Source organism: Paenibacillus baimaensis, from assembly GCF_025567575.1.
Genome location: NZ_JAOQIO010000115.1, coordinates 39,888 through 66,799, shown reverse-complemented (window position 1 = coordinate 66,799; position 26,912 = coordinate 39,888). Strand labels below are relative to the sequence as shown.

The 26,912-nt window shown below is 46.3% G+C and carries 24 protein-coding genes; 10 read left to right on the top strand and 14 right to left on the bottom strand.

The window, feature by feature from the left end; translation table 11 throughout:
• Positions 1 to 9: 9 nt before the first annotated feature.
• Both OB236_RS34380 and OB236_RS34375 read right to left on the bottom strand, forming a co-directional pair.
• Entirely contained in the window at positions 10 to 1,908 is a 1,899-nt protein-coding gene (locus OB236_RS34380; protein WP_262688089.1) for a GAF domain-containing protein, read from the bottom strand.
• 19 nt (positions 1,909 to 1,927) lie between these two features.
• A complete protein-coding gene (locus tag OB236_RS34375) occupies positions 1,928 to 3,511 on the bottom strand; it encodes a DUF342 domain-containing protein (RefSeq protein ID WP_262688087.1) in 1,584 nt (527 codons plus the stop codon).
• Between the two features lie 244 nt (positions 3,512 to 3,755).
• Between OB236_RS34375 and OB236_RS34370 the strand changes: the two genes are divergently transcribed.
• The 5 genes from OB236_RS34370 (at position 3,756) to OB236_RS34350 (ending at position 10,153) form a co-directional block, all read left to right on the top strand.
• Positions 3,756 to 5,123: a YheC/YheD family endospore coat-associated protein gene (locus OB236_RS34370; protein WP_262688086.1), complete on the top strand. Its 1,368-nt coding sequence runs from the start codon at positions 3,756 to 3,758 to the stop codon at positions 5,121 to 5,123.
• A 19-nt stretch (positions 5,124 to 5,142) separates the two neighbouring features.
• Positions 5,143 to 6,378 carry a YheC/YheD family endospore coat-associated protein gene (locus OB236_RS34365; RefSeq protein WP_262688084.1) on the top strand — a complete coding sequence of 412 codons (1,236 nt, stop codon included), beginning with the start codon at positions 5,143 to 5,145 and terminating at the stop codon, positions 6,376 to 6,378.
• A gap of 113 nt (positions 6,379 to 6,491) precedes the next feature.
• Complete coding sequence (locus OB236_RS34360) at positions 6,492 to 7,859, top strand: YheC/YheD family endospore coat-associated protein (RefSeq protein WP_262688082.1); 1,368 nt, start codon at positions 6,492 to 6,494, stop codon at positions 7,857 to 7,859.
• Positions 7,860 to 9,020 carry a YheC/YheD family endospore coat-associated protein gene (locus OB236_RS34355; RefSeq protein WP_076233128.1) on the top strand — a complete coding sequence of 387 codons (1,161 nt, stop codon included), beginning with the start codon at positions 7,860 to 7,862 and terminating at the stop codon, positions 9,018 to 9,020.
• Positions 9,021 to 9,034: 14 nt separating this feature from the next.
• Positions 9,035 to 10,153 (top strand): YheC/YheD family endospore coat-associated protein, encoded by a 1,119-nt coding sequence (locus tag OB236_RS34350; protein WP_262688080.1) that lies wholly within the window; start codon positions 9,035 to 9,037, stop codon positions 10,151 to 10,153.
• A gap of 88 nt (positions 10,154 to 10,241) precedes the next feature.
• Here OB236_RS34350 and OB236_RS34345 read toward each other — a convergent pair whose 3' ends face one another.
• From OB236_RS34345 to OB236_RS34310, 8 genes are all read right to left on the bottom strand, one after another.
• Positions 10,242 to 10,886 carry an HAD-IA family hydrolase gene (locus OB236_RS34345; protein WP_262688099.1) on the bottom strand — a complete coding sequence of 215 codons (645 nt, stop codon included), beginning with the start codon at positions 10,884 to 10,886 and terminating at the stop codon, positions 10,242 to 10,244.
• Positions 10,887 to 11,104: 218 nt separating this feature from the next.
• Complete coding sequence (locus tag OB236_RS34340) at positions 11,105 to 11,674, bottom strand: manganese catalase family protein (protein ID WP_076233126.1); 570 nt, start codon at positions 11,672 to 11,674, stop codon at positions 11,105 to 11,107.
• A 32-nt stretch (positions 11,675 to 11,706) separates the two neighbouring features.
• Positions 11,707 to 11,970 (bottom strand): spore coat protein CotJB, encoded by a 264-nt coding sequence (locus tag OB236_RS34335; RefSeq protein WP_076233228.1) that lies wholly within the window; start codon positions 11,968 to 11,970, stop codon positions 11,707 to 11,709.
• A gap of 90 nt (positions 11,971 to 12,060) precedes the next feature.
• Positions 12,061 to 12,261, bottom strand: a complete 201-nt coding sequence (locus OB236_RS34330) for a spore coat associated protein CotJA (protein ID WP_076233125.1) — start codon at positions 12,259 to 12,261, stop codon at positions 12,061 to 12,063.
• Positions 12,262 to 12,407: 146 nt separating this feature from the next.
• On the bottom strand, positions 12,408 to 13,451 hold the full coding sequence (gene ytvI / locus OB236_RS34325) for a sporulation integral membrane protein YtvI (protein ID WP_076233124.1): 1,044 nt from the start codon (positions 13,449 to 13,451) through the stop codon (positions 12,408 to 12,410).
• A 16-nt stretch (positions 13,452 to 13,467) separates the two neighbouring features.
• Positions 13,468 to 14,817 (bottom strand): hemolysin family protein, encoded by a 1,350-nt coding sequence (locus OB236_RS34320; protein WP_408638550.1) that lies wholly within the window; start codon positions 14,815 to 14,817, stop codon positions 13,468 to 13,470.
• A gap of 66 nt (positions 14,818 to 14,883) precedes the next feature.
• Positions 14,884 to 16,008: a radical SAM/CxCxxxxC motif protein YfkAB gene (yfkAB, locus tag OB236_RS34315; RefSeq protein WP_262688077.1), complete on the bottom strand. Its 1,125-nt coding sequence runs from the start codon at positions 16,006 to 16,008 to the stop codon at positions 14,884 to 14,886.
• 134 nt (positions 16,009 to 16,142) lie between these two features.
• Complete coding sequence (locus OB236_RS34310) at positions 16,143 to 17,234, bottom strand: HD-GYP domain-containing protein (RefSeq protein ID WP_262688075.1); 1,092 nt, start codon at positions 17,232 to 17,234, stop codon at positions 16,143 to 16,145.
• 343 nt (positions 17,235 to 17,577) lie between these two features.
• Here OB236_RS34310 and OB236_RS34305 point away from each other — a divergent pair, with 343 nt between their 5' ends.
• Positions 17,578 to 18,408, top strand: coding sequence for an undecaprenyl-diphosphate phosphatase (locus OB236_RS34305; RefSeq protein WP_262688074.1), 831 nt, complete (start codon positions 17,578 to 17,580; stop codon positions 18,406 to 18,408).
• A gap of 115 nt (positions 18,409 to 18,523) precedes the next feature.
• A complete protein-coding gene (locus tag OB236_RS34300; protein WP_076233120.1) occupies positions 18,524 to 18,958 on the top strand; it encodes a PilZ domain-containing protein in 435 nt (144 codons plus the stop codon).
• On the opposite strand, the gene OB236_RS34295 is transcribed toward OB236_RS34300, so the two are convergent.
• Both OB236_RS34295 and OB236_RS34290 read right to left on the bottom strand, forming a co-directional pair.
• Complete coding sequence (locus OB236_RS34295; RefSeq protein WP_262688071.1) at positions 18,933 to 20,396, bottom strand: bifunctional metallophosphatase/5'-nucleotidase; 1,464 nt, start codon at positions 20,394 to 20,396, stop codon at positions 18,933 to 18,935. The two genes, OB236_RS34300 and OB236_RS34295, sit on opposite strands and share 26 nt — an antisense overlap.
• Before the next feature lie 32 nt (positions 20,397 to 20,428).
• Positions 20,429 to 20,887, bottom strand: a complete 459-nt coding sequence (locus tag OB236_RS34290; protein ID WP_262688070.1) for a molybdopterin-dependent oxidoreductase — start codon at positions 20,885 to 20,887, stop codon at positions 20,429 to 20,431.
• 180 nt (positions 20,888 to 21,067) lie between these two features.
• Between OB236_RS34290 and OB236_RS34285 the strand changes: the two genes are divergently transcribed.
• From OB236_RS34285 to OB236_RS34275, 3 genes are all read left to right on the top strand, one after another.
• Positions 21,068 to 21,763 carry a molybdenum cofactor biosynthesis protein gene (locus OB236_RS34285; RefSeq protein ID WP_262688069.1) on the top strand — a complete coding sequence of 232 codons (696 nt, stop codon included), beginning with the start codon at positions 21,068 to 21,070 and terminating at the stop codon, positions 21,761 to 21,763.
• Between the two features lie 43 nt (positions 21,764 to 21,806).
• The gene (locus tag OB236_RS34280; protein ID WP_262688067.1) at positions 21,807 to 22,877 is read left to right on the top strand and encodes a ThiF family adenylyltransferase; all 1,071 of its coding nucleotides are present in this window, start codon (positions 21,807 to 21,809) and stop codon (positions 22,875 to 22,877) included.
• A gap of 158 nt (positions 22,878 to 23,035) precedes the next feature.
• A complete protein-coding gene (locus OB236_RS34275) occupies positions 23,036 to 24,097 on the top strand; it encodes an HD-GYP domain-containing protein (protein ID WP_305954308.1) in 1,062 nt (353 codons plus the stop codon).
• A gap of 95 nt (positions 24,098 to 24,192) precedes the next feature.
• On the opposite strand, the gene OB236_RS34270 is transcribed toward OB236_RS34275, so the two are convergent.
• Positions 24,193 to 25,302 carry a C40 family peptidase gene (locus OB236_RS34270; RefSeq protein WP_262688066.1) on the bottom strand — a complete coding sequence of 370 codons (1,110 nt, stop codon included), beginning with the start codon at positions 25,300 to 25,302 and terminating at the stop codon, positions 24,193 to 24,195.
• A gap of 178 nt (positions 25,303 to 25,480) precedes the next feature.
• Positions 25,481 to 26,878, bottom strand: a complete 1,398-nt coding sequence (gene sufB, locus OB236_RS34265) for a Fe-S cluster assembly protein SufB (protein WP_262688065.1) — start codon at positions 26,876 to 26,878, stop codon at positions 25,481 to 25,483.
• Positions 26,879 to 26,912: the final 34 nt, after the last annotated feature.

Genomic DNA, 26,912 nt, shown 5'->3' with positions numbered 1-26,912 from the left:
ATTCGTCGATTATCCTTCATTGTTCAATGCGTAATCATAGGAAAGCACAGCCTGCAAATTATAGGGATCCGGGATTGGCAGCCAGCCTGCAAGCTCAATAGGCTCATAACTTATCCTGAATCGATATCCGTCGAAGCTGAATATAGTCTGTCGGACATCATCCTGATCACGTCGATCCAATCCATCTGCACCTTGATCAGCTTGCAGTAAGCCCGCAAATGGAGGCATTCTGTACGGCTGATAGTGGAGAATAAATTCCATCCGGTACTGCTCCCAGCTTTGAATATGCTGCTGTAAGGACTGAACAAAGGCTTGACGCTGATCCAGCTTGTATTGCTCTCGAACCGACTGGGTGATGATCATTTGGTGCAGCACAGGAGCTATGCTCTTGGCAACCGTATCGATCAACAAAACCTCTTCTTCAGTAAGGGATGAAGCTGCTTCCAGCACAATTAAAAAACCTTTGGGACACGGGTCCTCCGCCAGCACAATTCGATTGCCGACTGTAAGAGGTGCAAGCACCGCACAATTCCCAGCTCCCATCCATTGTAGCACTTCCTTTGAAAAAAAGCGCGCAGCCCCATCAGCCATATAGTCGAACAAGGTCTCCCCATCGATACATGCCTCTAGCCATTCTGGTAGTGGCAGCGGCAATACGGTGCGGCCTTTGGGATCAGCTTCCCAACCGATCGTATCCGCCACCACATAATGATCACCAGAACGAAGGCAAATCAGAGCTTTGCGCACACCAAAGGATACCTGCAGCGTTTTGAGCGTAAAATAGCATAGCTCCTCGCTTGTTGTGCATTCGTTAAGATTTCGAACCAATTTGTTCAGCGTCGTTAGCAGCTTCAGCTTGTTTTCCGCACTTTCCCGCTGTCTATGGACCTCTTGAAACAGCATGGCATTGGAGATCGCAATAAACGTAGAGGTCGCCAAAGACTCTATCAATTCAAAGGTAGACTCATCGTAGACACGATCATTGACCGGTCGGCTGAGCGTTACCATACCAATAATGTGATCCTTCACAATCAGTATGATGTACTCGGCCTCCAGATCACGCAGCTGCTCACTGCTCACGAATAGTGCTTGAATTCGTTCCTGGTCACGCTCCATATGCAGGACGATTGGTCCATTGTAGGCTTGCGTGTGAAGCTCAAAATCACCTTGGTAGGTTTCGTAGGAGGATACATTCCGATATCCGGTAATTCGCAATCTGCCTGTGATCGGATCGACCACGCCAAAGGAGGTAATTTGACTGGAGGACACCTCGCTGAACACATCTGTAGCAATCTCGTGGAGTCGATGCAGCGTTACTTCGGAGAGCAGTGCTTTGGTACTGTGGTGAATGGCAAACAGATTAAAGATCTTCTGATCGAGCTTATGATTGGATTGCTGCAAATCGGCAAAATGCTGGCTATTTTCCATTGAATTGTTAATCAGCCGCATTAACGTATCTGACATCACAATATCCTCATCGGTAAACTGGCCCATGATTTTGCCGTTGGATACGATAAATCCGTGCAGCTCATCATCAATCATCAAAGGCATAGCCCAATTCATCTGGAAATGATCGACTTCCCGCTGCTCAAAGAACGCAGTAAAGTCATTACGCACGGTACGTCCGTGAAAGGTAACCAATCTTCGCAGCTTACCCGTATAAGGAATAAAGTATTCCTTGTCCGCGTAAAGCCTTTTTTGCCTCATAACGAAACGCTCCCCATCCTTGATAAATAGGGCAGACGCGTTCAATGTCAAAATTTCGTTAACAAATTCAAATGAAAATTCGCTAAGCTGGTTCAAATGAAATCGTTGAGTAAAGAATTCGATGGCTAATAGCAAGCCTTCAAAGCGGTAAAAGGTATGGTTAGCGTCTCCCATGTCTATATGTAGATTTGAAGATGTCACCCTAGCATCCCCTTTGATTTTATTCATAAAACAGCTTGTTTTCACTCACATAAAAACTGCCCGTCGTGATTCGCTCGATATGCTTTTCCATTTCTTTGATTTGCAGGACGGTACGTGGAAAGGCTTTTTGAACAATTGAAATTTCGCCATCACCTTTTGCGCTTAAATAGGCCATCAGCTTTTTTCGTGCCTCCTCCAATTGGTGGATCTTGTCAACCGAGGACTCCTGTTTGGACCAATAGTAAATAAAATCCTTTTTTTGTGTGCCCTTCAGATTATCACCATTGTCCCCACTATCCCCGAATAAATCGACTTCTTTTCTAATTTTCTCAATTTCTGCAAGCAAGGTTTGGTACTCCTTCAACAACTCATCCAGATCCTGCTTTACCTGAGCCCGGTTAAAACCTTCGATCTGAACAACCGTCGGCCGTTCCATTTCATTGCCTATAAATGCTGAGACCACCTGGACCTTCGCTTGAACGAGGCCGCCAATAATTTTCCCCCTTGATTTGTCCAGATATACATATTTGGCATACAGCTTGCTGCCCATCGAATACAAGCCGATATGAATTTTTTCACCCGCACGTATCGTACAGTCGTTGGCAAGCTTGACGAATACATGATTTGCTGCCGTAATCACCGTTCGGTCCTTGCCGAAGATTCCACCTTTAATGAAGATATCTCCGTTTTCCGACGTGATGCTTTCCGCAGCTCCGATACCCATCTGGCTCAAAACCGAAATATCCTGAGTAGCGGTCACCGAAAATCCATCCATGATCGTTCCTGTAATTTGCACACTTCCGTCATAATCAATATTACCCGTCTTAGGTCCTACGTCCCCCCGGATGGTCAGTACACGTTGAACTTCAATCGTACGTCCTGCTTTTGCAACTGCACCATTTATTTTGGAGCGAAGCACGATCTTGCCGTCCTCCTGAGCCTCTTGTACCGTTTCTTTATCGTAAAACAGTGGTTTGTCGCGTCCTTTTCTTGCTGGCAGGATGCCTCCCTTGAGGTTGCGTCCTGGCATTCCGACCGTGGCAGGTATCTTCTCACCCAACCAATCGCCTTCTTCCACTTCATCAATAAAATTCAATTCATAATAATCTACGGTACCGTCCTGATGGATGGTAGGCTTTCGTTCAGATAACTCATAATACTGGATCACGGCGTCTACACCCTCAACAGGCTGAATCCCTTGTGCGATCAACACTTCCTGCTTCGTAAACGGTCCATTCAACGCATCATACAAAATACCTTCGGCGACTCCCTGCTGCTGCAGCGCTTTGAGAACAGCCCCAGTCAGCTCCTGCCGTTTCGACTCGTATTCGTCCTCACTGAGATAAAACCGTATGGTGGCCTTCATATAATCAGGGCTAATCACAAGCTCGTACTCAGGCTTCAATCGCCCTACTTCGGTTCGTTCCGGGAGATTCTGCTGAATAGCTTTGCGCAGGCTGCCAAATTGAGTAATTTGCACCCGCGGCACGGCTTGAAGCACTTGCTCAAATTCCGTGAAAGGATAGTCAGGGGCAAACACCGATATATAAACCCGGTTGTCTACAGACGATAAAGTGAAATACTCGTTCGTGTATATTTGCATAGAGTCCACCTCCTCCATCTTTCCTAAGTAAATTAGACAAAATTCACCTATTCCCTTCCGACCATAGGTATTTTGTCTCAAATTTAACAAAAAAATTATTTCAGTTTTAAAATTCAAGGCTCTTGCATATTGCGTTTTATAGCATGTCGGACATTTTCTTTTCACCAAGGGTAAAAGGCCCTCATATGATGCAGTAGATCACTTGATAAGTCATACAAGTCGGCGCCAGGAAGGAGTTGCAAGAGTGAAAAGAACGAAGGTCAAGATTCAAATCCAACCTGCCGGTCTGCAAACAGACGATCCTACGATCATGCTTAGCGATTCTTTGGTGAAAAGATGGAAGTTAACTGCTCAATCATCATTGCAGCTGCGTTTTGGATCAGCCAAGCATGAGGTGAAGGTCACTCCCTTATCGCAAGCCGGTGTCCTTCGGATCCCTGACTCCATAGCCGCTAAGTGGGGGCTTGTCCATGGCATACCGCTATGCCTTCATTATAAATCGTCCACGCGTTCGCTCCACATCGGCCCATTGATCGGCGTGATGGTCAGCCGTGTGCATGCGGGTTCCCCGGAGAGACCCTTCGGTGCTGTCACCTCATTTTGCAGGGAGATGGATGATGCGTGCCGTCTATACGGAGCCGCTGTTTACTTCGTTACCCCCGATGAGGTTAACGGTCATGGCGAGACGGTTAGAGGCTGGCATTATGCCGGCAAATGGATTAAACGTGCTTTTCCGCTGCCCCATATCATTTATAATCGCCTAACCTCACGTAAACTGGAAAATCGCGCAAATGTTCAGCAATTTATACGCCATGCAAAAACGCAAAATCAGGCTGTACTCTTCAATGAGAAGTATTTAAACAAGACCGAGGTATTTGACGCTCTTCGCAAGGAAAGCAGCCTACAGGTTTATTTGCCGGAATCGCACCTGCTGCACAACGTCCAGCAGTTGAAAATGATGTGCACCAAATATAACACGGTCTTTTTGAAGCCAATTACTGGAAGTCTGGGAAAAGGTATTATTCGTATCAAGCGAAAAATTGATGGTGGCTTCATATGTCAATTTGCTAACCGGAGCGGTGCAAGTAAACTAACCTTCGGCAATTCAGGCCAATTGGCAAATGCCTTCATTAAAAAGATCAAGCGTCAGCGCTATCAAATTCAGCAGGGCCTTTCACTGATCTCGGTAGGCGGTCGGCCGGTGGACTTCCGCGCTTTGGTACAGCTCAACGATGTCGGTCAATGGAGTATCACTTCAATTGTAGCAAGAACAGCAGGAGGCCATCACTTTGTTTCCAACCTGGCTCGGGGAGGCAGCCTGTCGACCGTCAGGGAAGCGCTGGCCCGTTCTAATTCAACCTCAGCCTCTGGTGGAGCGCTGAAGTTGCGACGTGCGGCTTTGGCTATTGCCAAAGGTATCGAAAGCCAGATCACAGGACATTTTGCCGAGTTAGGCATTGATTTGGCTCTGGACACACAAGGAAAAGTATGGCTGCTGGAAGTTAATTCCAAGCCATCAAAAGAAGATAATACCGCTCTCTCCACATCACGAGCTATACGACCATCCGTGAAGAAGGTCGTGCAGTACTCGCGTTATGCGGCAAAGTTTTGAGAAAGCTGGGGTGAGAGGCATGGAGACAGAAACGAACCGGATTCGGCACAGCCTTGGCATTATGACGACCCGTGTGGGTCGAAGGATGAATTCGGGCCACGAGGCGGTTCGAGCTGTCGATGAGCCTCCTTTTGGAAGCCGCCGATTTTATAAAAGCTTGTGTCTGGCGGGTCATCGGGCTGGAATGAACGTATTTGTCTTTACTCCGCAGGGCATCGACTGGCTGAACGGCACAACCGAAGGCTTTATCTACGATGAACGGGACCAGAAATGGCAGTCCGGTACTTATCCGCTGCCGGATGCTGTCTATGACCGTTGTTTTTTCACGCACCGTTCGCAATATCTGGAGCACCGTACTGCTGTCCGAAGACTGCAGGAGGAACATCATGCCCTGTTCCTAGGCTGCGGCCTAAAGGGCAAACAGGAAGTCCAGCGTACGCTGGAACGCGATGGCCGCTTTGCGCGTTATTTGCCACGAACAGTCGCCATGCGTAGCATGCAGTCTGTATCCGATTGGCTGCGGGAGCATGGCCAGCTGATTGTAAAGCCGCAGGCTGGCTCGCAGGGCCGCGGCGTGCTGCTCGTGCAGCGCAGCGAAACGACGCAGGCGTTTCGCGTGCGCGGTCGCGATGCGCACAATGGACGCATCGCGCGCAGCTTCGCCGACAAGGCATCGCTCTTGCTCTGGCTGCGCCGGTTCACGGCGCGACGGCCCTATTTGCAGCAGCAATATCTGCTGCTGCAAACACACACAGGCGACGCTTACGATGTGCGCTCGCTGGTGCAAAAGGATGGCACTGGCAAATGGTCAGTGACCGGGATGGCTGTTCGTAAAGGCCAGGACGGTAGTCTGACCTCCAATCTTCATGGCGGTGGAACTGCCCTGCCTGTTGGCAGCTTTCTAGCCGGACAGTTTTCTTCCAAGCAGGCAGACAGGATATTAAAAGAGCTTTACAGCTTATCCATTCTCATTCCTGTTGTCCTGGAGTCCAGTCACGGTCAGCTGGCTGAGCTTGGAATTGATTTTGGCATCGATACTTCAGGACAGCTGTGGATATTAGAAGTCAATTCAAAGCCCGGGCGATCCGCCCTGTCACGTATAAATGAAGCTGCATCCTATATTCATGCGGTTACAAATCCCGTACACTATGCCCGTTATTTATTGAAATCTCGTTCACCATTCCTATCATCCGTACCTGCGGATAGCGATATCTCTAATCGTATGGCAACGGCTGCAGCGCTGAAACATTGTTAATACAGTAAACTATTGCATGCTTTCGAAGTCAGTTTTTGCTTACGCAAAAACATAGCACACGCTTTCGAAGTCAGTTTTTGCTTACGCAAAAACTTTAGGAGGAAACCCCAATCATGAGTTTGACAACTTGCACGATTCATGTGACACAAAGGCAGGAAAAAGTCATCTACTTGACCAGTGAATTGGCGAGATCCCTCAAGCTGGCAAAAACCAGATCCGTCATTCTGCATGTGGGAAGCAAAAGCGCCTCAGTGGGTCTCAAGCTGATTAAAAAAGCGGGCAATCACCTTCATGTTCCAAATTCCATCATGTCTCAGCTGCGTATTCCCAAGCTCGGAACGAGTATGGTGGTATGTAATAACGGTAAAGATATCCGCATCGGGCCGCTCATAGGCATCCTGACAAGTGTAATGTCCAGCGGGACAGCACCTTTTGGTTCACGTACCGGGTTTCTTCGCGAGTTTATGCGTGCGGGGTCCGATAAATCCTTTTATTTCGGCTTCTCACCCAGCGATGTCAACTGGTCTCAGGAAACGGTGCAAGGCATTTTCCCTCGATCAGAAGGAGGCTGGGTCCGCAAAACCGTACCGCTGCCGGATGTAGTGTACAACCGCTTACCCAGCCGAAAAGCGGAAAAGATGGCATCCATGAACAATTTCAAGCAGCGTTTTGTGCGCAAAGGCATTCCTTTGTTTAACTGGGCATTTTACGAGAAATGGGATGTATATAATTTACTCGAAGGAACAGATGCTTTCCGGCATGTACCTGAGTCCCATATCAATCCTTCTTCGGGTCAAATCAAGGAAATGCTCGACAAACACAAGTTTATTTATTTAAAACCGACCGGAGGCAGTCTCGGCATCGGTATTTATCGGGTAACCTATAATCCCAAACGCGGCTATTACGCCCGCTTCCGTCGCAGTGGCAAAAATGTGCTGCTGCGCTTCAGCCGATTTGATTCCTTGATGTCCATGCTCAATCGCAGTAATGCCAGACTTAATCATTACGTGGCCCAACAAGGTATCCGGTTGATTGAAATCGATAACTGTCCGATTGATTTCCGCTTCCATTTAACCAAAAACATTAACAATCAGTGGGTCGTTGCAGGCATTGGAGCCAAGAAGGCAGGGAAAGGTAGTGTGACCACTCATGTTCGCTCAGGAGGTCAACTAATGACCCCCGATCAGGTACTGCGGCAAATATTTGGTTCACGTGCAGAGCAAGTATTGAATAATGCCAAAGAAACGGCGATTAAACTGGCGGAAGCGCTCGAACGTAACGATAAACATACGCTCGGAGAGCTTGGTTTTGATCTTGGTATTGACCAAAACGAGCATATTTGGATGTTCGAAGCCAACTCCAAGCCAGGTCGTTCCATTTTCAAGCATCCCGCACTCAAAGGAGAAGGTAAAGCAGCGCTTAAGCACGTTTATGACTACTGCTTATACCTAAGCCGATTTCGCTCAAGGAGGGAATCATGAGTGGAACCTCTCCTACACCAAAACCCACGACGACCTACCTTGGCCATTCTCACTCATTCCGATGACACGAGAATTTTTAGGGGAAATAAAGAAAATTATATCGACTTAATCGCTGCAGGAGAGGCAAAGGGAGTCCATGTATATGTCATGACGACCGCCAACTTCAAGCTTACAGCTAATCAGGCCATGGGCTATTCATATAATTTCAAAACCAAGTCATGGAAAAAGGAACTTCTTCCCCTTCCTCATGTTATTTATAATCGCATTCCTTTTCGTAAGTTCGAGCAGCTTCCCGAGGTACAGACCATCCTCCAGAGCTGCTTGCGCCATCGAAGCATCCATTTTTTCAACCCTTCATTCTTCAATAAATGGACGCTCTTTGAGTGGCTGAATAAATCCAGGGAAACCGGACCCTATATCCCTACCACCCAAAAGCTGACGACAAGCGATGATCTTGAAAAGCTGCTGCTCAAGCACTCCAGCCTTTATTTAAAGCCGGTCCGCGGTAAAGCGGGCAAAGGCATTATGAAGGTTAGCCGGATCATCGAAAAGACGACCAGAGCACAAAAATATCAGCTAAGCGTACAAGACAAGACGAGAAGTCATATCTCCCGCTATACGAATGTCTCGCAGCTGTGGGCCCAAATTAATCAAATGATGGTCACGCAGGACTATATTATGCAGCAGGCTATTTCACTATCCCTCTACAAGCAGCGCCCGTTCGATCTTCGGGTGCTTGTGCAAAAAAATAGCAAAGGAGCCTGGACGGTTGCCGGTATTGGCGCACGACTGGCCGGTAAGCAGAGTATTACCACCCATGTACCGCGCGGAGGTTCCATTGATGATCCCGCCAAATTGCTGAGTGCCGGCTTTGGTACGGCAGAGAGCAAAAGAATATTACAGCGGGCTCGATCAGCCTCTTTACTGATAGCCAAACAGATTGGGAAAGCAAGCGGCAGCACCCTTGGTGAAATGTCCCTCGATCTGGGAGTAGATACAACGGGTCAAATCTGGTTTTTTGAAGCGAATTCCAAACCCATGAAGTTCGATGAGCCGCATATTCGCAAACAATCGTTGGACAATTTAATTAACTACTGCGTTCACTTATCCAAGAAGACCAAGAAAAAGACAGTTACCACCATGTCCAAAAAAGCAAGGTGAGCAGGTGATGAAACATGACCCCGTACCGTTTAGGCATACTAGCTATGTACTTATCGGAGCAAAGGCTGGAAGAACTGTCCTATTTTCGTAAGCTTAGCACTTACGGACATAAGCTGGGCATCCAAATACTTGTATTTACACCCGATGATGTGGATAAGAACAAAAAAAAAATCAAAGCTCTGGTCTACGATGTGGCCTCCGGCAAATGGCAGCGCAAGTGGGCACTCCTTCCCGAGCTGATCTATGATCGCTGTCGTTATCACGGTGTTCATAACTTTCATAAAATCTCCAGATTTCGTGCCGTGCATAAAAAGCTTCATTATCTAAGCAGTCCATTGGCCAATAAATGGTCTATGCATCAAGCCTTATCGGAGGATTCCGTTATAGCTGACCATTTGCCGGCAACTGTCCGTTATAACGATCATCAAGATATGATTCGTTTGTTAAAGCAGCATCAGCGTATCTATTTGAAGCCCAGAAATGGTACTGGCGGAAGAGGAATCGTTCGGCTGCAGCGGATATCGAATTCGACATTTTTGATGCAGGGAAGGGATGAGCAGCGACGTATCATTCCCCAGCAGAAAATTAGCGAATCGCAAATTTCAACCAAATTAAGCAGTTGGCGCCTACAGGGCCGATATATTGTGCAGCAGGGAATTTCACTCACCCTCAAGGATGGCCGTGTTCATGATTTCAGGATGCTCATTCAAAAGGACGGCAAGGGCGAGTGGCAGGTTACTGGTTGTGCCGGCAGGATCGGACCTATGCACTCCGTCACCTCCAATCTGCACGGAGGGGGTACGGCCATCGGGATGGAAAAGCTGCTGATGCGGCGTTTTGGCAATAAGGAAAAGGTAGCTTCTATCCAGCAGGAGGCTTATAAGCTGGGCATCGACATCGCCCACTTTTTGGAGCGCAAGTTCGGGAAGCAGTGTGAGATCGGAATCGATTTGGCCATTGATCCCAAAGGGAAGGTTTGGCTGCTAGAGGTCAATCCGAAGCCTTCGCGTGAAGTTTTTTATCGAATCGGGGAACGTGAAACGTATCGAAAAGCAATTACACGGCCGTTAGAGTACGCACTCTGGCTACATCACAATAAAAATAAAAACAAAATACCCGAAGAGCAGGATTAATCACTCACAACTGGCTCAACGCCAAACAACCAACCGTATCAGCAGCAAGTCTGCACACGGTTGGTTATTTTATTATACGATATGAAGCTTACTTCTCAATCAATTCCAATATGTCAGAAAATTTGGCAATACGGACATCAGCACCTGCCAGTTCGCCTTTATTGCGGAACCCGGCATAATCACAGCCAATTACAGTTAAGCCGTTTTCTTTGCCTGCTTCTACGTCGGAAGAACGGTCGCCAACCATCCATGCCGATTTCACATCATAGGTTTCCAGCAGTTGCTTCACAAGATCCACTTTGGACCTTGTCTGAAATTCGCCTGCACTGTACAAGCCTTCGAAAATCGGAGTTAATCCTTTAAATTCCATAACCCCTTTAACATAGCCTTCTAATCCATTGCTCGCAATAAATAAACGGATTCCTTGGGCATGGAGTGCAGTCAATGTGTCGGCAACGTCCCCGTACAAAGCACCCTCTCCATTTTCCAGGCCTTTCATTTGATAGTCCAACAGCAGTTCGTCAGCACGTCTATGTACCTGTACCTCTACACCTGGCATTACGCGCTGCCAAATATGTTCAAGCAGCATTCCCAGACTGCCGAGAATTGCGCTCTCAGGCGGTGTTTCACCACTATAAATTCCTTCTGTCCTCATTTGCTCGAAAGTAGCATGGTAGGCAGGCAACAAAAGTGTTTCGGTTTGAAATAAAGTACCGTCCAGATCAAAAATCATCGCTTCGGGCTTTTGTAAAGTTTGTAACAAGCGCAATCCCTCCTGATTGAATAGTCCACGTTCTATACAATCATGATTTCGAGTGCTTGTCAAATAAAGCAATAACGCATCAGAAAGCGGATCACTATGGATTCTAAACAACATACTGATTGACTTTTTGAACAACCTCTTAAAAACTCGTTACAGCCTAAAGGCTGTAACGATACTCTATCCATTTGTCAAAAAACCTTCTTCGCCCCCTGCTCCGATTTCAAGATTTCCACGGCCTCACGAAACCGTAAGGAATGAACCACTTCCCGCTCACGCAAAAATTTCAGACTGTCCTGCAGATCAACATCGTCCGTCATATCAATTAACCATTGGTAGGTAGCTCTCGCCTTTTCTTCCGCTGCAATATCCTCATAGAGATCGGCAATAGGATCTCCTTTCGCCTGAATATAGGCTGCCGTCCAAGGCACACCTGAAGCATTCGTGTAAAATAAAGCCCGGTCATGGCTGACATAGTAATCATCGAGTCCAGCAACCTTGAGCTGTTCGATACTCAAGTCCTTCGTAAGCTTGTAAACCATTGTGGCAATCATTTCCAGGTGAGCAAATTCTTCTGTAGAAATATCTGTCAGGAGACCGATGATTTTATCCGGAATTGCATAACGTTGATTCATGTAGCGCAGCGCGGCGGCAAGCTCTCCATCCGCACCTCCATACTGCTCCAGCAGCAGCCTGGCCATCCGGGGATCGCATTTACTGACCCGTACCGGATACTGCAGCTTTTTCTCATAAACCCACATGGCTGAGTCGCCCCTCTCGTCATATAAGCCGATTAAACCTGCCAAGGCCATGGCGTATCGATCCACTGCCAAGGCTGTCGTGTAAAGCTTTGACCAAAGCTTTTGAGTGGGCCGAAGTGCTGTTCAAAACGCCCTGCAAGATGCATTCTCTTTTGCGCACACTGGTTATATTGTTGAATGGCCTGGGTATCCCGCGGATGCGTATCCAAATATAATGTGAGCTCCACCAACACAAAGTCAACCTCTTGAAGCTCCAAAAGCATTGTATAGAATTGCTCCGGCATTGTATGTTCCATAGCCTGCAGCTCCTTCAAAGTTTTGCTCAGCAAATGGGCTTTCACCCAAGTTTGCGGTGCTTTTATATAACGGCTCTACGCGCAACTCCACTAGCATTTAGACTCATAAGGACTAAAGAGCGCAGGCCATAACGTGCCATGCCTTAACGCTTCCTGCGGACTAAACTGCGGTAAATTCATCGGTTGAAATTGGATATATAATTGCGGTGGTGTTGAAAAAGTTTTCACTCGTATCGGCGGACACGGATCACAGGGACCTACATAGGGAAACCAGGCCTTTTCCTGATGCATGATCATACCTCCTTCCCAGGTTCTAGTGGTGTGTACTCCTTATTCCTATGTATATAACCGTTTCCTTGTCCATTATGAGTGTTTAATAAAAAACAAAAAAACGACGATACCTCGGATCGCCGTTTGGGTTAGTCTTATCATGGATTTTATAATTTAATGCTAAGCTTCATTACGCCCACTCGGCGGAGCGCCATGTAAACAATGATGAGGGAAGGCCCCAGGATAAGTCCAATCACACCTACCAGCTTAAAGCCGATGTACATACTGATTAAGGTTGCCAATGCATTAATCCCGACTGCGTTTCCGATAATTTTGGGCTCAACCAGCCTGCGAAACAGCATAATCACGACCAGTAATATCAGCAAACCAACACCCAGCGATACATTCCCGGACAAGATACTGTACAAAGCCCAAGGGACAAGCACCACGCTCGTTCCAAGCACTGGCAATACATCTACCGCCACAATCAACAAAGCGATCGCCAGCGGGTATTCTGTCCGTAAGAAGAGCAGTCCGATCAGCGTCACAAAATATGTCAGAAAACTGATCAGCACTTGCGCGAAAATAAACCCGAACAGCGCTTTTCTCAGATCATACAGAACACTTATGATTTTGGGCTGTGATTTACCTTCAAAGATGCCCACGAACGACTGATACAAGGCAGGCAAGCTCAAGGAGATCAGATAAAGTCCGATGACAAACACGGCTGAAAATATAAATAAATTAGGAATCGTCTTAGCAATGTCCAGAAAATAAACTGATACTGCCGTAATAATCTCCTTCAGATTTTCAGAGATCGTATTAATTCCAGCTTCTGTCCAGGCTTGCAGCTGTGCAGCCAAACCGTCAGGCAAGGTTGTATAAAAAATTTGGGTTTTCTCAGAGGTCATATCAAAAAACAGCTGGGCTTCATTTAAATATTCAGGTGCATTTCGCCAGAACTGGATCAGCTCCGATACCATCTTGAACCCGAGTAAATAAAAGAAGCCCAGCACTCCTGCCGTAAACAAGCTGCAGATGACACCGGCCGCCCATTCTCTGCTCATTCGCGTAAGCTTCATCAACCATTGAATCGGCTGCTCCAACAGGATAGCAACGAGCAGGGCCAGCATAAAGGGAAATCCAATCGTAAACATTCCGTACAGCAGCAGCACACCCAACGTTACAAACAGGATCATCCTTAATGACATGAAACGGGCTTCCCCCTCATTCAGTTTCTTGAATGACTGGTTTCGCTAGTTCGGCTTTCTTATAGATCATCACTCTCATAATTCTAAGCCTTCTGACCTCCGTAATTTCAAAAACAAAATTTTCGAACTCCAGCTTCTTCCCTTTGGCAACGACACCATCCAGCCTCGTAAACAGCCAGCCGCCAATCGAATCCACCTCGTCATCCTCGATACCCAGACCCAGCAAATCGTCCAGATCCTCAAGCAGAACCCGTCCATCTACGGAGTAGCCGCTGCCCCTCTTTTCCACACTTGGGACCTCATTCTCGTCAAATTCATCATGAATTTCACCGACGATTTCTTCCAAAATGTCCTCGGCAGTCAAAATACCCGCTGTACCGCCATACTCATCAACGACTATCGCAAGCTGGGAATGCTTACGCTGCATCAGCTTCAGCACGTGGCTGATTTCCATTGATTCGGCCACCATCAACACAGGACGAATGTAATCCTGCAGCTGGCGCTCCTCGTCAGGATCAGCAGTCAGTAGATCCGTAATATGAACAAAGCCGATAATATTGTCCTTATCCTCACTCGCTACGGGGTAACGGGTATGCTTCGTTCTGTATACAACCTTCAAATTTTCTTCAAACGGCACATCGGCAAATAAACAGTCCATATCTGTGCGCGGCAGCATAATTTCTCTCGCTACACGATCCGAGAATTCAAAGATATTATCAAACAGCGCGAACTCGTCCTTATCGATGTGACCGCTTCTAGCGCTTTGATTCATAAGTATGCGAATTTCCTCTTCGGTATGCGCAGCATCATGTTCAGTCGCCGGTTTAATGCCAATCAAGCTGAGCAAACGATTCGCAGCGCCGTTCAACACCCAGATTGCCGGGAAAAATATTCTGTGAAACAGCAGCAGCGGGGCTGACGTCCAGAGTGCAGTCCCTTCCGATCTTTGAATCGCGAGTGATTTAGGCGCCAGTTCTCCGAGCACGATATGTAAAAAAGTAATAACAGCAAAGCCTATAAACACAGACAATACCGAGGAATACCAGGCACTGTTCCAGTGAAGCAGTGCAAACAGCGGGTCCACGATCAAATGGGTAACAGCCGGTTCACCGATCCATCCGAGACCGAGTGAAGCCAGTGTAATACCGAGCTGTGTTGCGGATAAATAGACATCCAGCTTTTTCGTAACTGTGAGTGCATATTTGGCCTTAACCACGCCCTCATTGTATAGCTGTTGGAGCCTCGTTTCACGTACTTTGACCAAAGCAAACTCTGCAGCTACAAAAAATCCGTTCAGCACAACCAGCAGCAAAACCAGAAAAATATTAAGTGCAATGGATCCCCAATCAAAGCTTGTATGTGACAAAGACTTCAAACTCCTTTTCCACAAATTAACTACCCTGACTCCTTAGGGGATTTGGTGAACATCCTCCTATACAATAGCTGCACGTTTGGTAAAATCGACATTCTTATAATAAGAATCGACAACCAGAAGATTGGGCCCGCAGCAGCTCACAGCCGGACAATGGCAGTTCATTGAAGCATGAAGAGGATGAGCTTCCCATCGCTCAAACACCTCCTGCAGCTTATCTCTATGTATATTACCCAAAGAAGGCACATCAGAAAAGTCCGTGACAAAAACATCTCCTGTGAACAAGTTCACATTCAATCGATTGCGTCCATCAGGATCATTGCGAACCGTTACATTCGGCTCTTCTCTTAGCCTGCGCAGCAGTTGCTGATCGGCTTCACTTGTGTTGCAAGCGTAATAGGGCAGCGTACCGAATAACATCCACAGGCTGCGATCGCGGCCGTCCAGCAGCTTATGGATCGCCTTGCTGTATTGATCCAATGATAACCTCGGCAAACTAGCTGCAAAAGCACTCGGATACATGGGATGCACTTCATGCCGTTCACAGCCCATCTCGACAATAAGCCGATGAATGTCGCTCAGCTTATCCAATGTCAAATAGTTGATCATCGATTCTGCCGAAATGAACATCCCGTTGCTGCTAAGCTTCATTGTATTCTCTATCATGAGCTCATACAGCTTGCCCGTTGCCTTATCAGAAACCGTTCGGCCCGAATGAACGAAGCCGACTCTATGAAAGTCTGCCGCTGAAGTATAATTAAAGGAAATATGCATCACATCCAGATAGGGCGCAACCATCTCATATCGGGATATCGGCAGCGTCAAATTCGAATTAATCTGGGACCGAATCCCGCGCTCACGGGCATATTTAAGAATAGGGACGATATAGTCGCGAACCGTTTGCTCGTGATAGCTCGGTTCCCCCCCGGTAATGGAGATAGTTTCGAGGTGCTCGACCTGATCCAGCCGCTTCAGCACCTGGGCAACAGGAATCCGCGCTCCTTCAGTCATCGTTAGGGCATCCCCAACTGCACAATGCTCACATCTCATGTTACATAAATTCGTTACGGTTAATTCGATACTCGTTAATATATGTTTTCCGTGCCGCTGCAACGATCGAATCGGATCCCAAGGATCATTCTCGGGAGACATCGCCGGCAGCATGGAACTTAGCTTCTGGTTCATGATAAAGTTCACCTGACTCTTGACGTATTTTACAACCTATTGTAGCTTATGACGGATGAAAATGAAACCTGACCTGGAACAAGAGCAGCCCAAAACCAGAAAGTCTGGTTTTGGGCTGCTCTTGTCCATGATAACTATGCGATATCATTGACTCCGGTAATCATGATCGATAATTTTTTGGATAAATCTACATCAAACGGTGCATATATCTCTTCTCCCCCTGGGGTTTGAAGCACTCTTACGATAGGCCGTTGTGGAAAAATGTTGTTCAAGCCAACGACCGTACCCATTTCGCCTGTATTAAGGGTAACATTAATCCCAAGCGGATATATCGCTATTTTATCACGAAAGAGCTCAATTTTTTTCTTTTCGTATAAGGTTTCGGTTCCCGTAAAGATGATCTCCATCGCTTGATGCGGCAGCATGGCTCTCCGATATACCCTGTGAGTAGTCATCGCATCATAGGAGTCCACCAGTCCGATCCACTTGGCATAATCATGAATCTCCGTACCTTCAATACCTCGCGGGTACCCGCTTCCGTTCAGACGTTCATGATGCTGAAACGCACAGTGTGCGGACAGTAAAGGAATATTCGGCTCATCCTTAAGCAGCTTGAAGCCATACTCGGTATGTCTTTTCATACAATCAAATTCGTCGTCCGTCAATTGAGCATTTTTGCGAAGAATTTCGTAGGGAATCTGTGTCTTACCGATATCATGCAGCAGCGAACCGAGACCCAGCGTCATCAGGTCATTCCGATTATAGCCGTATGCCATACCCAGCAATGTTGCGTAAATACAGACATTCAGTGAATGCTGAAACAAATAATCGTCCATAACACTCATGTTGGTGAGCATAATCATGGCGTCTTGATGGCTGCTGAGATCATCTATAATCAGATTCATCACTTCACCGAAGTTTTTACCCAACTGGTTATAGCCAGCTGTCTTGTTCTTTATCGAATTATCCATCAACTTGCGAAACGAGGTCCGTATTTCAGTAATAGCCTTAAATCTTGTCTCCTCACTCAGCAATTGCGGAATGATAATATCAGCCGTTCTTGGATCAGCGATATAAATAAAATCAACCCCGTACTTGCCAAGCCGGTTGATTAGCGTCTGCGTTAATTCTATTCCTTCTGCAAGAAGGACAAGTCCTTCTTCATTGTAGATCTTTTTACCGAGCTTCATCCCAGGTCGAACTATATGGATAGGCAGCAAACGCATAGGACAAACCACGTCTTCTTTCTACTAGGAAGTTAATATGTTCTAAGCCTTAATGTAATAGATTCCGTATAAAAGAGCAATACACTTTTGCAAAATCCGACACCAAAATCAGGCTTTTTTCAAAAAATAAGGCGGAATACGCAGAAGTTTGGCGGAAGGTCCGATCATTTATGAAACTTTGCAACTACAATGCTGTTTTCTATATGACAATTAGCCTATTGAAATCAGGTATATTTCTTAACCGGAGTGCATACGTATGGGTATTCCCGTAAATCGCTATTGTCGGACATGCCATAACAAGCTAAAATAGAATAGGTTTGCACAAAATTAGTGGGAGGCTTTTATGTTAAGTTTAAATTATTGGGTTTCAATCGTGATGGGAATCGTAGAAGGACTGACTGAATTTTTGCCTGTTTCTTCTACCGGACACATGATTCTTGTGCAATCACTGCTCGGAATTCCCGAGGAAGACACGATGATGAAAATATTTGAGGTCGTTATCCAGCTCGGAGCTATTATGGCCGTCGTTGTTTTGTATTGGAAAAGGCTCCTTAGATTGTTTGGTCTGAAAAAAAATCCGGTACGTGTAGGAAAGAGCAATCTGAACCTTATCCATATTTTGATCGGAATTTTGCCTGCAGGTATTATGGGGCTGCTGCTTAACAAAATTGTGGATAAATACTTGTTTTCTCCAAAAACCGTCATGATCAGCTTGGTGATCGGTGGGATTTTACTCATTATCGGGGAAAGACGGGCTGCCAAATACGGCTCTCAAGCGAAGGATCTCGATGACATCACCTACAAGCAGGCGTTTTTCATTGGACTATATCAAATTTTGGCCGTTGTATTTCCAGGCTTTTCCCGTTCAGGAGCAACCATTGCCGGAGGGATGATGAACGGTGTAAGCCGCGGCGCGTCTGCAGATTTTACCTTCATATTGGCTATACCGCTCATGGTCGCTGCTTCCGGTTTGGTTGTGATCAAATCGTACCATCTGTTTACAGCTGATCTTATCGGTTATTTCATTGTTGGATTTATCGTTTCCTTCATCGTTGCATTGCTTGCTGTTATGACGTTCATCAAGCTTGTGCAAAATACAAGTCTTTCTTATTTTGCCTATTATCGCTTTGCTGTGGCCGCTATATTCGCAATTTACTTCTTTACAATGAAATAATAAACGATGAAACAGAACAATTTCTTTGTTCATCGGGCCTTGCTCTGGCTTTGCGCCGGGGTAAGGTCGCTTACAAATTACAGCACCAATTATATGAATTAAAGGTGGATGAAAGATGGCCGTCACTAATCATAGAGAATACTTCCGACTTTCGCTGCAAATCCCCCTATCCGCCCAGTTAAAAATCATTGGCATCAATCAGATTATGGTCGATACGAAGTACGCCCAAATTATCGTCGTGGACATCAGTGCTGGTGGATTGCGTATCCATTCCAAGCTCGATCTCCCGCTGAATATCGATTTGCTGCTCGAATTCAGATTTTCCCTATTTGACAAGCAGATGAAAATTCTCGGTACCATCACAAGAAAATCCATTTTCAAGCCAGAGCTGTTCGAGTATGGCATTCAGTTTTCTCTGGATGAGCAGGCTCATAGCATCTTGATCGGTAAGCTGAATCTTCTCCACATTCGTCTTCGACAAACCAATGTCATTTCAAGCTGCAGCTTTTGTACCGAAGAGGAGCTTAATGATTTTTACTCGAATCATTAATATCAACATGCGCCCAGCGCTTGACCTGGCTTGCTTGAATCGCACCTGTCTCCTGAAGCTCCTCGCGAATGACATCCCGAATAAAGTTAGGCAATATATATTCAATCTCCGTACCCTCCGATAATGAAAGAAAACCGATTCCGAAGGTGAACATATCAATCGTCCCCACTACATATTCCTTTTCCATAACGAGCTGCTCGCTACCGATCCACACACGTTTGATTTTGGAATAAGCAGGCGCTGACGCATCATATTCGACCCGCATTCCATCCACATTGAGAGTACCCAGCACCTTGCCTCGAAAACCGAACCCATATAGTGGTTTTTCCATAAACTCAGGAATTCGCGACTCCTCCAGAGCCTTCCATATTCGTTCTCCAGTCAAAAGCATACGGCATGGATTAATGGGAGAAGGACAAATTTGCAGCAAGCGTCCCATCGAAACGGCCCCCATCTCGAGTCCACCCAGCAGTTGTCCCGCATTGACGATAGCGATATCGGCATGAGTCCAGCGTCGTATGCCCGCAGCCAGCAAATTGCCCAAAGGTGCCTCTTCATACCATTCCGCACTTAAAGGCTGCTCCAGATAAGCCACCTGCCTCGAGAGTACCTGCTCTGAGCTTGACCGGTATCGATCCACCAGCTCCGCAATATGCGCATCAGCCGGGTAGCTGGAAGCTTCATGAATAGAAGCGCTCACCTTCACCTTTTGTCGGGAATGAGCATCGATTTCAATATCCACTACGCCAAAATATTGCCCAAACTTGCCTGCTGCGCACACATAGGTTTCTCCCATTCGAAGAGGCTCCTCCAGCAGATGGTGGGTATGTCCTCCCAGGATCAGGTCGATGCCCTGAGTCTCATCAGCCATTCGCTGATCATTGCGCAGTCCCAGATGAGAAAGTACAACTATCAGATCAACCTGCGGACGCAGCTCACGCACCAGTTCAGACGTAATGGACAAGGGCTCTTTAATATCCCAACCCAGTAATTGATAAAAATCCGGGAAATAGGCCGTCACACCAATCAGCCCTACCTTAATCCCGGCTTTCTCTATAATATGGTAGGCTTTACCCCATCTGGGTATTTGACCGCTCGTCGCCTCCAATAAATTGCTGCACAGTACGGTAAAACGCGCCTCGGAGCCATACAGCAGGTTCAAGCTATCCTGCGACAAGGTTAGTCCTTCATTATTGCCGATCGTAACCGCATCATAGCCCGTCTCGTTCATAATGGCCAGATTGGCGGAGCCCCCGCTTCCTTCTGTTTCGATGCGCACACGATCGATATGATCGCCCACATCCAGCGTTAGCGTATGCTCTTCGCCTGCAGAACCACGCAGCTCCTTAAAGGCAGCCGCAATAGACGGCATTTGTTCAAAATGGCTGTGAATATCATTGGAGTGAAGAATTCTCAGCCGCAGCGTTCGTGAAGCCATAACGGCCACCTCCTATATATGTATGTTATAGCTTATTTGCGGAATTTAAGCTCTTCCAGCGTAACTTGATTTTTGAACCCGTAAGTTGCTTCCTGGGACGAGTCGTCCGTATATTGGAACCGGATCTGCACAACACTTTTCACATTCAAGCATTCACTGCTTCCATTTGGAACATATAAGCGAATCGGAAACCCTTTGCTAAGAGACTCTCCATTCTGTTCAAACAAAAAAACAGCCTCACCCAGCTCTCTCCAAGGAATCGAAGCTTGAAATTCATCCACTGCTTCTACGGTCATCCGGGCAGGCTCTCCTTCAGCACGATGCTGCTGCTGGTTTTGCCATGCAGCGTACCACGCCTTCAGCTCAAAGGCCTGACCTTGAACACCGGGAACTCGTTCTTCCAAAGAAACCAGCCGCGGAGCCAAAGCTGCCATTTCCTGGACAGTCAATTCTGCATGACCGCTCACTTCATCATACACACGAATTTTCATCGGATTCCTCCATCATTTAACTGGACCTGTAATAAAACGGATAATGCCTATTATACCACTATCCCTATAGAATATGGTATGCTGGAGAGAAACATCAACAAGCACTGCTTAATCGCGAAGTAAGCAAAATGAAATATATAATACCTTGATCTTCAATATATATCTATGGAGCGATTCATTATGAAATTAACCATCCAGGTTTTTGCCGGCTTGGCCGAGCGGATGCAAGGCTCACTGCTCAATCTCGAATGGGACCCATCGATTCCACTCACTCCCGTTCGGTTGAAGGAGCGTTTACAAGCACAGTTCCCTCTCGCATCCACTTTATTGTCACAAGCTTTTGTAGCTGTTAACCAAAGCTATGCGGATGATAATCAGATCATCCATGAAAATGATGAAATTGCGATTATTCCGCCTGTATCCGGAGGCCAGCCCAACTATGTAGAGCTGACGCGTGAAGTGATTTCCATACAAAAGGTTACCGATCAAGTGCTGCATCCGAACCATGGGGCAGCACTCACTTTCATTGGAACGACACGGGAATGGACGCATGGTAAACGGACAACAAGGCTTGAATATGAGGCCTATGAACCTATGGCTGTCAAAACGATGCAAGAAATCGTTGAATACATTCATAATCATTATGATGGTGCTCTATGTGCCATCACCCATCGTCTTGGATGGGTTGATATTGGAGAAATCAGCGTTGTCATTGCTGTCTCTGCACCACATCGAGATGCAGCCTATGAAGCAAACCGTTACGCTATAGAACGACTGAAGCAGGTCGTACCTATCTGGAAAAAGGAAATATGGGAGGACGGCTCCGAATGGAAGGGTCATCAGCAAGGCCCTTGGAATCCACGGGAAGTACTTTGAATACATCTATCCATTTTGAATTGTTAGGGAGTTGAATCACTTCATGAATACTACTAATCTGCGTGGCGAAGCGGAAGGCGTATCCACTTCCAACCGTTATTCCAGACAGCTTTTATTTGCACCCATAGGTGAAACAGGTCAAGCCAGGCTTGGAGCAGCACGTGTCGCTATCGTAGGTATGGGCGCATTAGGTACGGTATTGGCTAATCATATGGCAAGAGCAGGTGTTGGTTTTCTGCGATTAATTGACCGTGATTTTGTGGAAGAGAGCAATTTGCAGCGCCAGATGCTGTACGACGAAGCGGATGCCGCTGCCTCCGAGCCCAAAGCCATGGCTGCAGCCAAACGCCTGCAGCAGGCCAATTCCGAAATTACGCTGGAGCCGATCGTCAGTGACCTTAATGCAATCAATGCCGAAGCCTTACTGTCCGATGTCGATCTCATATTGGATGGAACTGATAATTTCAGCGTTCGCTTTCTTATTAATGATGTGAGCGCCAAACATCGTATTCCATGGATTTATGGGGGTGCCGTAAGCTCCCGTGGTGTTTCTCTAACGATAATTCCAGGGTCTACACCTTGTCTGCGCTGCATGTTTGGACAATCGCCTGCTCAAGGCACTGCCGAAACCTGCGATACTGCAGGCGTGATTGGACCTATTATCCACACCGTTGCTTCCCATCAATCCACAGAAGCCTTAAAGCTGCTTGTGGGGGCTCATGAACAGCTTAACCGTAAAATGCTACATTGGGATCTGTGGCACAACCAGCATGCCGCTGTAGACGTCAGCAAGGCCCGTAAAGCGGATTGCCCTGCCTGTGCGCAGGAGCGTTACGAATATTTGGAGCAGGATCTGGGAGAAGACACCATTCAAACCTTATGCGGACGAAACTCCGTACAAATTCAGCCGCTGCATGCAGGATCGTTTCATTTAGAAGAATGGGCTGCCAAATGGAGTCAGTTGGGCAGCATTGAGCTCAATCCTTTTCTCCTTAAATTCCATATCAACGATACATTAACCCTTGTCTTGTTTTCAGACGGACGAGTCATTATTCAAGGTACTAATGATCCAATCCAAGCCAAAAGCTTATATAGTCGTTACGTAGGAATGTAATCCTAATAGCACCAAAACTTTTGTATTATTTAATCTATTCTTGACTATTATTCGGGGTTTATGGTTCGTTATGCTTATTGTCAAGTACTAGATGAGTTTGATAGGATAAATTCATAAAACTGGATTTATTCTACCATTTTTTTCATACTTTAGTTGAGGTGATCTTCTTGAGAGTTTCGGTAATGGATTTACAGGTTGGAGATCGCACTGGTTCTGATATTTTTAATAAAAACGGGCTCCTAGTCGTTTCTGCCCATACCGTTTTGAATTCTTCGGATATCAGTAAGCTTAACTTGCATCACATTGATTATGTCGACCTGATGATCCGATTCGACAATTCGTCTAAACATGAAGAAGAAGTTATATTGCCAGAACAAGAAATCTCCAAGCATGCAAAAGCTTACGAGGAGGCTGTTGACGGTATCAAGGATTTATTCGAACAAGTTGAAAAAAGCGGCAAGCTCGATGAATCCCAGGTTAACGATAGCTTTGCTCCGCTTTCAAACGAGTTTGTTCGTGAGAGGGATGTCGTTTCGCTGCTTCTTACCTTAAATAACCAGGATGATTACACATACCAGCACAGCGTCCAAGTCGGGATGATTTCTTATTATATTGCTAAATGGCTTGGACAAACCAACGAAAGAGCTTTAATAGCTGGAAAAGCCGGTTATCTGCATGATATAGGCAAATGCCGGATTGATAAAGCCATTCTAACCAAACCGGGACGTTTGACGGATGAAGAATTCGAAGAGGTCAAGAAACACCCTGCAATCGGTTATCAGCTTATTAAGGACTCTAACATGAGTGAAGCTTTGGCCCAGGCAGCGCTGCAGCATCATGAGCGATTCGACGGAAGTGGTTATCCACATGGGCTCAAGGAGTCTGCCATTCTTCCACTCTCCAAAATCGTTGCCGTTGCCGATATATACAGTGCAATGATATCTTCCCGAGTGTACCAAAAAAAACGGGATCTACTGTTCGTATTAAGAGAGCTTCATAGACTCAGCTTTGGTAAACTTGATCCCAAAATTACTCAGGTGTTTATTCGCAATATGATTCCAAATTTTATTGGTAAGCGTGTTCTGTTGTCATCCGGTGAGACCGGTTACATTGTTCTGACTCATCCCTCGGATATGTTTAAACCTCTGGTCCAGGTGGATGATCATTTTGTGAATTTGACCGACCATCCCGAACTCGTAATTGAAGAAGTGTATGTATAGCCGCTTAGCCGAGCCTTTCTCTAGAGAAAGGCTCTTTTGCATGCTGGCGGTTAAAAGAAGTTAGCGAGTTACTTTGTAACCCACCGAATCCATACTTAATAAACAAATCTCTTGGCTTCCAAAAAGGTTTCTTTCCAATACGGCTTATTGATATTGGTGATTTGAACCCCATTTTCCGGTTCAGGCGACGAATGGACGATACGGTTATTGCCCATATAAATAGCTACATGGCCCACCGTCTTATTGGAGCGAAACCGACCTGGCACATAAAAGAACAACAAGTCACCTTTACGAAGCTGCTTCCTGCTAACGCTGGTTCCTCCGGCAGCCTGTGCACGTGCCGTTCTCCCTAAGGATATGCCATAACGTCCATAAATATAGCGAGTAAATGTAGAGCAATCAAACCTGCTCGACTCCGGGTAAGGAGGAGCTCCAAACAAATATTTGACACCCATATAGCTTTTGGCTTTGGCTATTAATTGATTGACGTCGACATTTTTAAGCTTGGCAGCGGGAATCGCTGAATGTGTAAGCTCGGACACCCCACTATTAGGAGCTGCTGCACCGCTGCTGTTATGGGCAAAAGAAGCTACTGTCTGCTCTACATGATCTGCTGTTGGCTCTTCTCCCTTAAAAGGGTCATTCGGGTCGTCCATAAAATCAGCATCTCCACCTGTGCTTGCATCTTCAGGTCCATTGATAGGTTGTGAGGGATTCCCGGACGATAGATCAAGCTTGACTTCTTTGTCTGTAACGACAAAATTCGTATACGATGCAAACAAGGGGGAAAGCGCTGATACAGGTACATAAACCATCGAATTGCGCAAAATAGGCGGCTGCGCTAACCGAATGGTCCCTTCATCCACCCGTACATCATCAGAACCAATTTTCAACTCATAAGCCGCATCAAAATCTCCTAGCTGGTAAATATTCCGATCGGCTTCCCATTTGCTATGAAACTGTAAGGCTTGAGCCAAATCGTTACCTGTTACATAAGGGATCCCATCATAAATGGATATGGGTAGACGCGCCGATTCGACAGAACTCAGCGTGTTAACACCACCGACCCCACCTTTACTGAACGTTTTCAACTGCGAATTCGTGACTGATTGCTGCTGAACTTTATTGGGACTGCATCCACTGCCTGCAGTGGTTAAACATACCGCCAATACACTGACGATCCCGTATTTGACTGGAAGCTTCATGGTAGGTCGCTCCTCTTTCTCATCATATAAACAACTGGATCTGCTTGATCTACTTGCTTAGCATGAGAATTTAAGGGCTCTCTTATGCATTTTTGTTGAAAAGCAAAAAGGCATCGCGCCTCCGAAGAGAAACGATGCCTTGCTATAACTGAATAGTAAGCCAGTATATGATTAAATATTAACCGATACTGCCTTCCATCTCGAACTTGATCAAACGATTCATTTCAACTGCATATTCCATTGGCAGCTCTTTGGTGAACGGTTCAATAAAGCCCATGACGATCATTTGTGTAGCTTCGGCTTCAGTCAGTCCGCGGCTCATCAGATAGAACAATTGATCTTCCGATACCTTGGATACCGTTGCTTCATGCTCCAGTGTAATATTATCATTCATGATCTCATTGTAAGGAATAGTATCCGAGGTGGATTCTTTATCCATGATCAATGTATCACATTTGATATTGGCCTTGGAGCCTTGGGAGTTGCGTCCAAACGATGCCAGACCACGGTAAGTTACTTTACCACCATGCTTGCTGATCGATTTGGATACAATCGTGGAAGTTGTATCAGGTGCCAGGTGAGTCATCTTCGCGCCTGCATCCTGATGCTGTCCGCGTCCTGCTACAGCAATCGAAAGCACCATACCTTTAGCGCCGCGGCCTTTGAGTACAACAGCCGGGTACTTCATGGTCAGCTTGGAGCCGATGTTGCCATCTACCCATTCCATCGTTGCATTTTCTTCAGCAACAGCACGTTTTGTAACCAGATTATAAATGTTTGGAGCCCAGTTTTGAATCGTCGTATAACGAGCACGGGAGTTTTTCTTACAAATGATCTCAACAACCGCACTGTGCAGAGAATTCGTGCTGTAAATCGGAGCTGTACAGCCTTCCACATAGTGAACAAAGCTGTCTTCGTCCGTAATGATCAACGTACGCTCAAACTGCCCCATGTTCTCGGAGTTGATACGGAAGTAAGCTTGAAGCGGAGTATCCACCTTCACGCCTTTAGGTACATAGATAAAGCTTCCGCCTGACCATACCGCACTGTTCAGTGCAGCGAATTTGTTGTCGCTTGGAGGAATAATCGTACCGAAATGCTCTCTGAAAATTTCCGGGAATTCACGAAGCGCTGTATCGGTATCCGTGAAGATAACACCCTTATCCTCAAGATCCTTTTGCATACTGTGATATACGACCTCAGATTCATATTGCGCGGATACACCGGCAAGAAACTTTTGTTCAGCTTCAGGAATTCCAAGCTTATCAAAGGTTTCCTTGATTTCTGTAGGTACCTCTTCCCATGTCTTTCCTTGCTTCTCTGAAGGCTTAACATAGTACTGGATGTCTTCAAAATCCAGATCGTCCATGTTACCGCCCCAACGCGGCATAGGCATTTTCAAAAACTGCTCAAAGGACTTTAAACGGAATTCAAGCATCCAGTCCGGTTCTTTTTTCATTGCGGAAATTTCCATAATGATTTCACGAGTTAAGCCTTTGCCGCTTTTGAAGATTGATTCGTGCGTGTCACGAAATCCATATTGATAAGCTTCCATTTCGGGCATTTGCTTGGCCATAATAGGTAAACCTCCTTTAAAATATCGTTCGTTA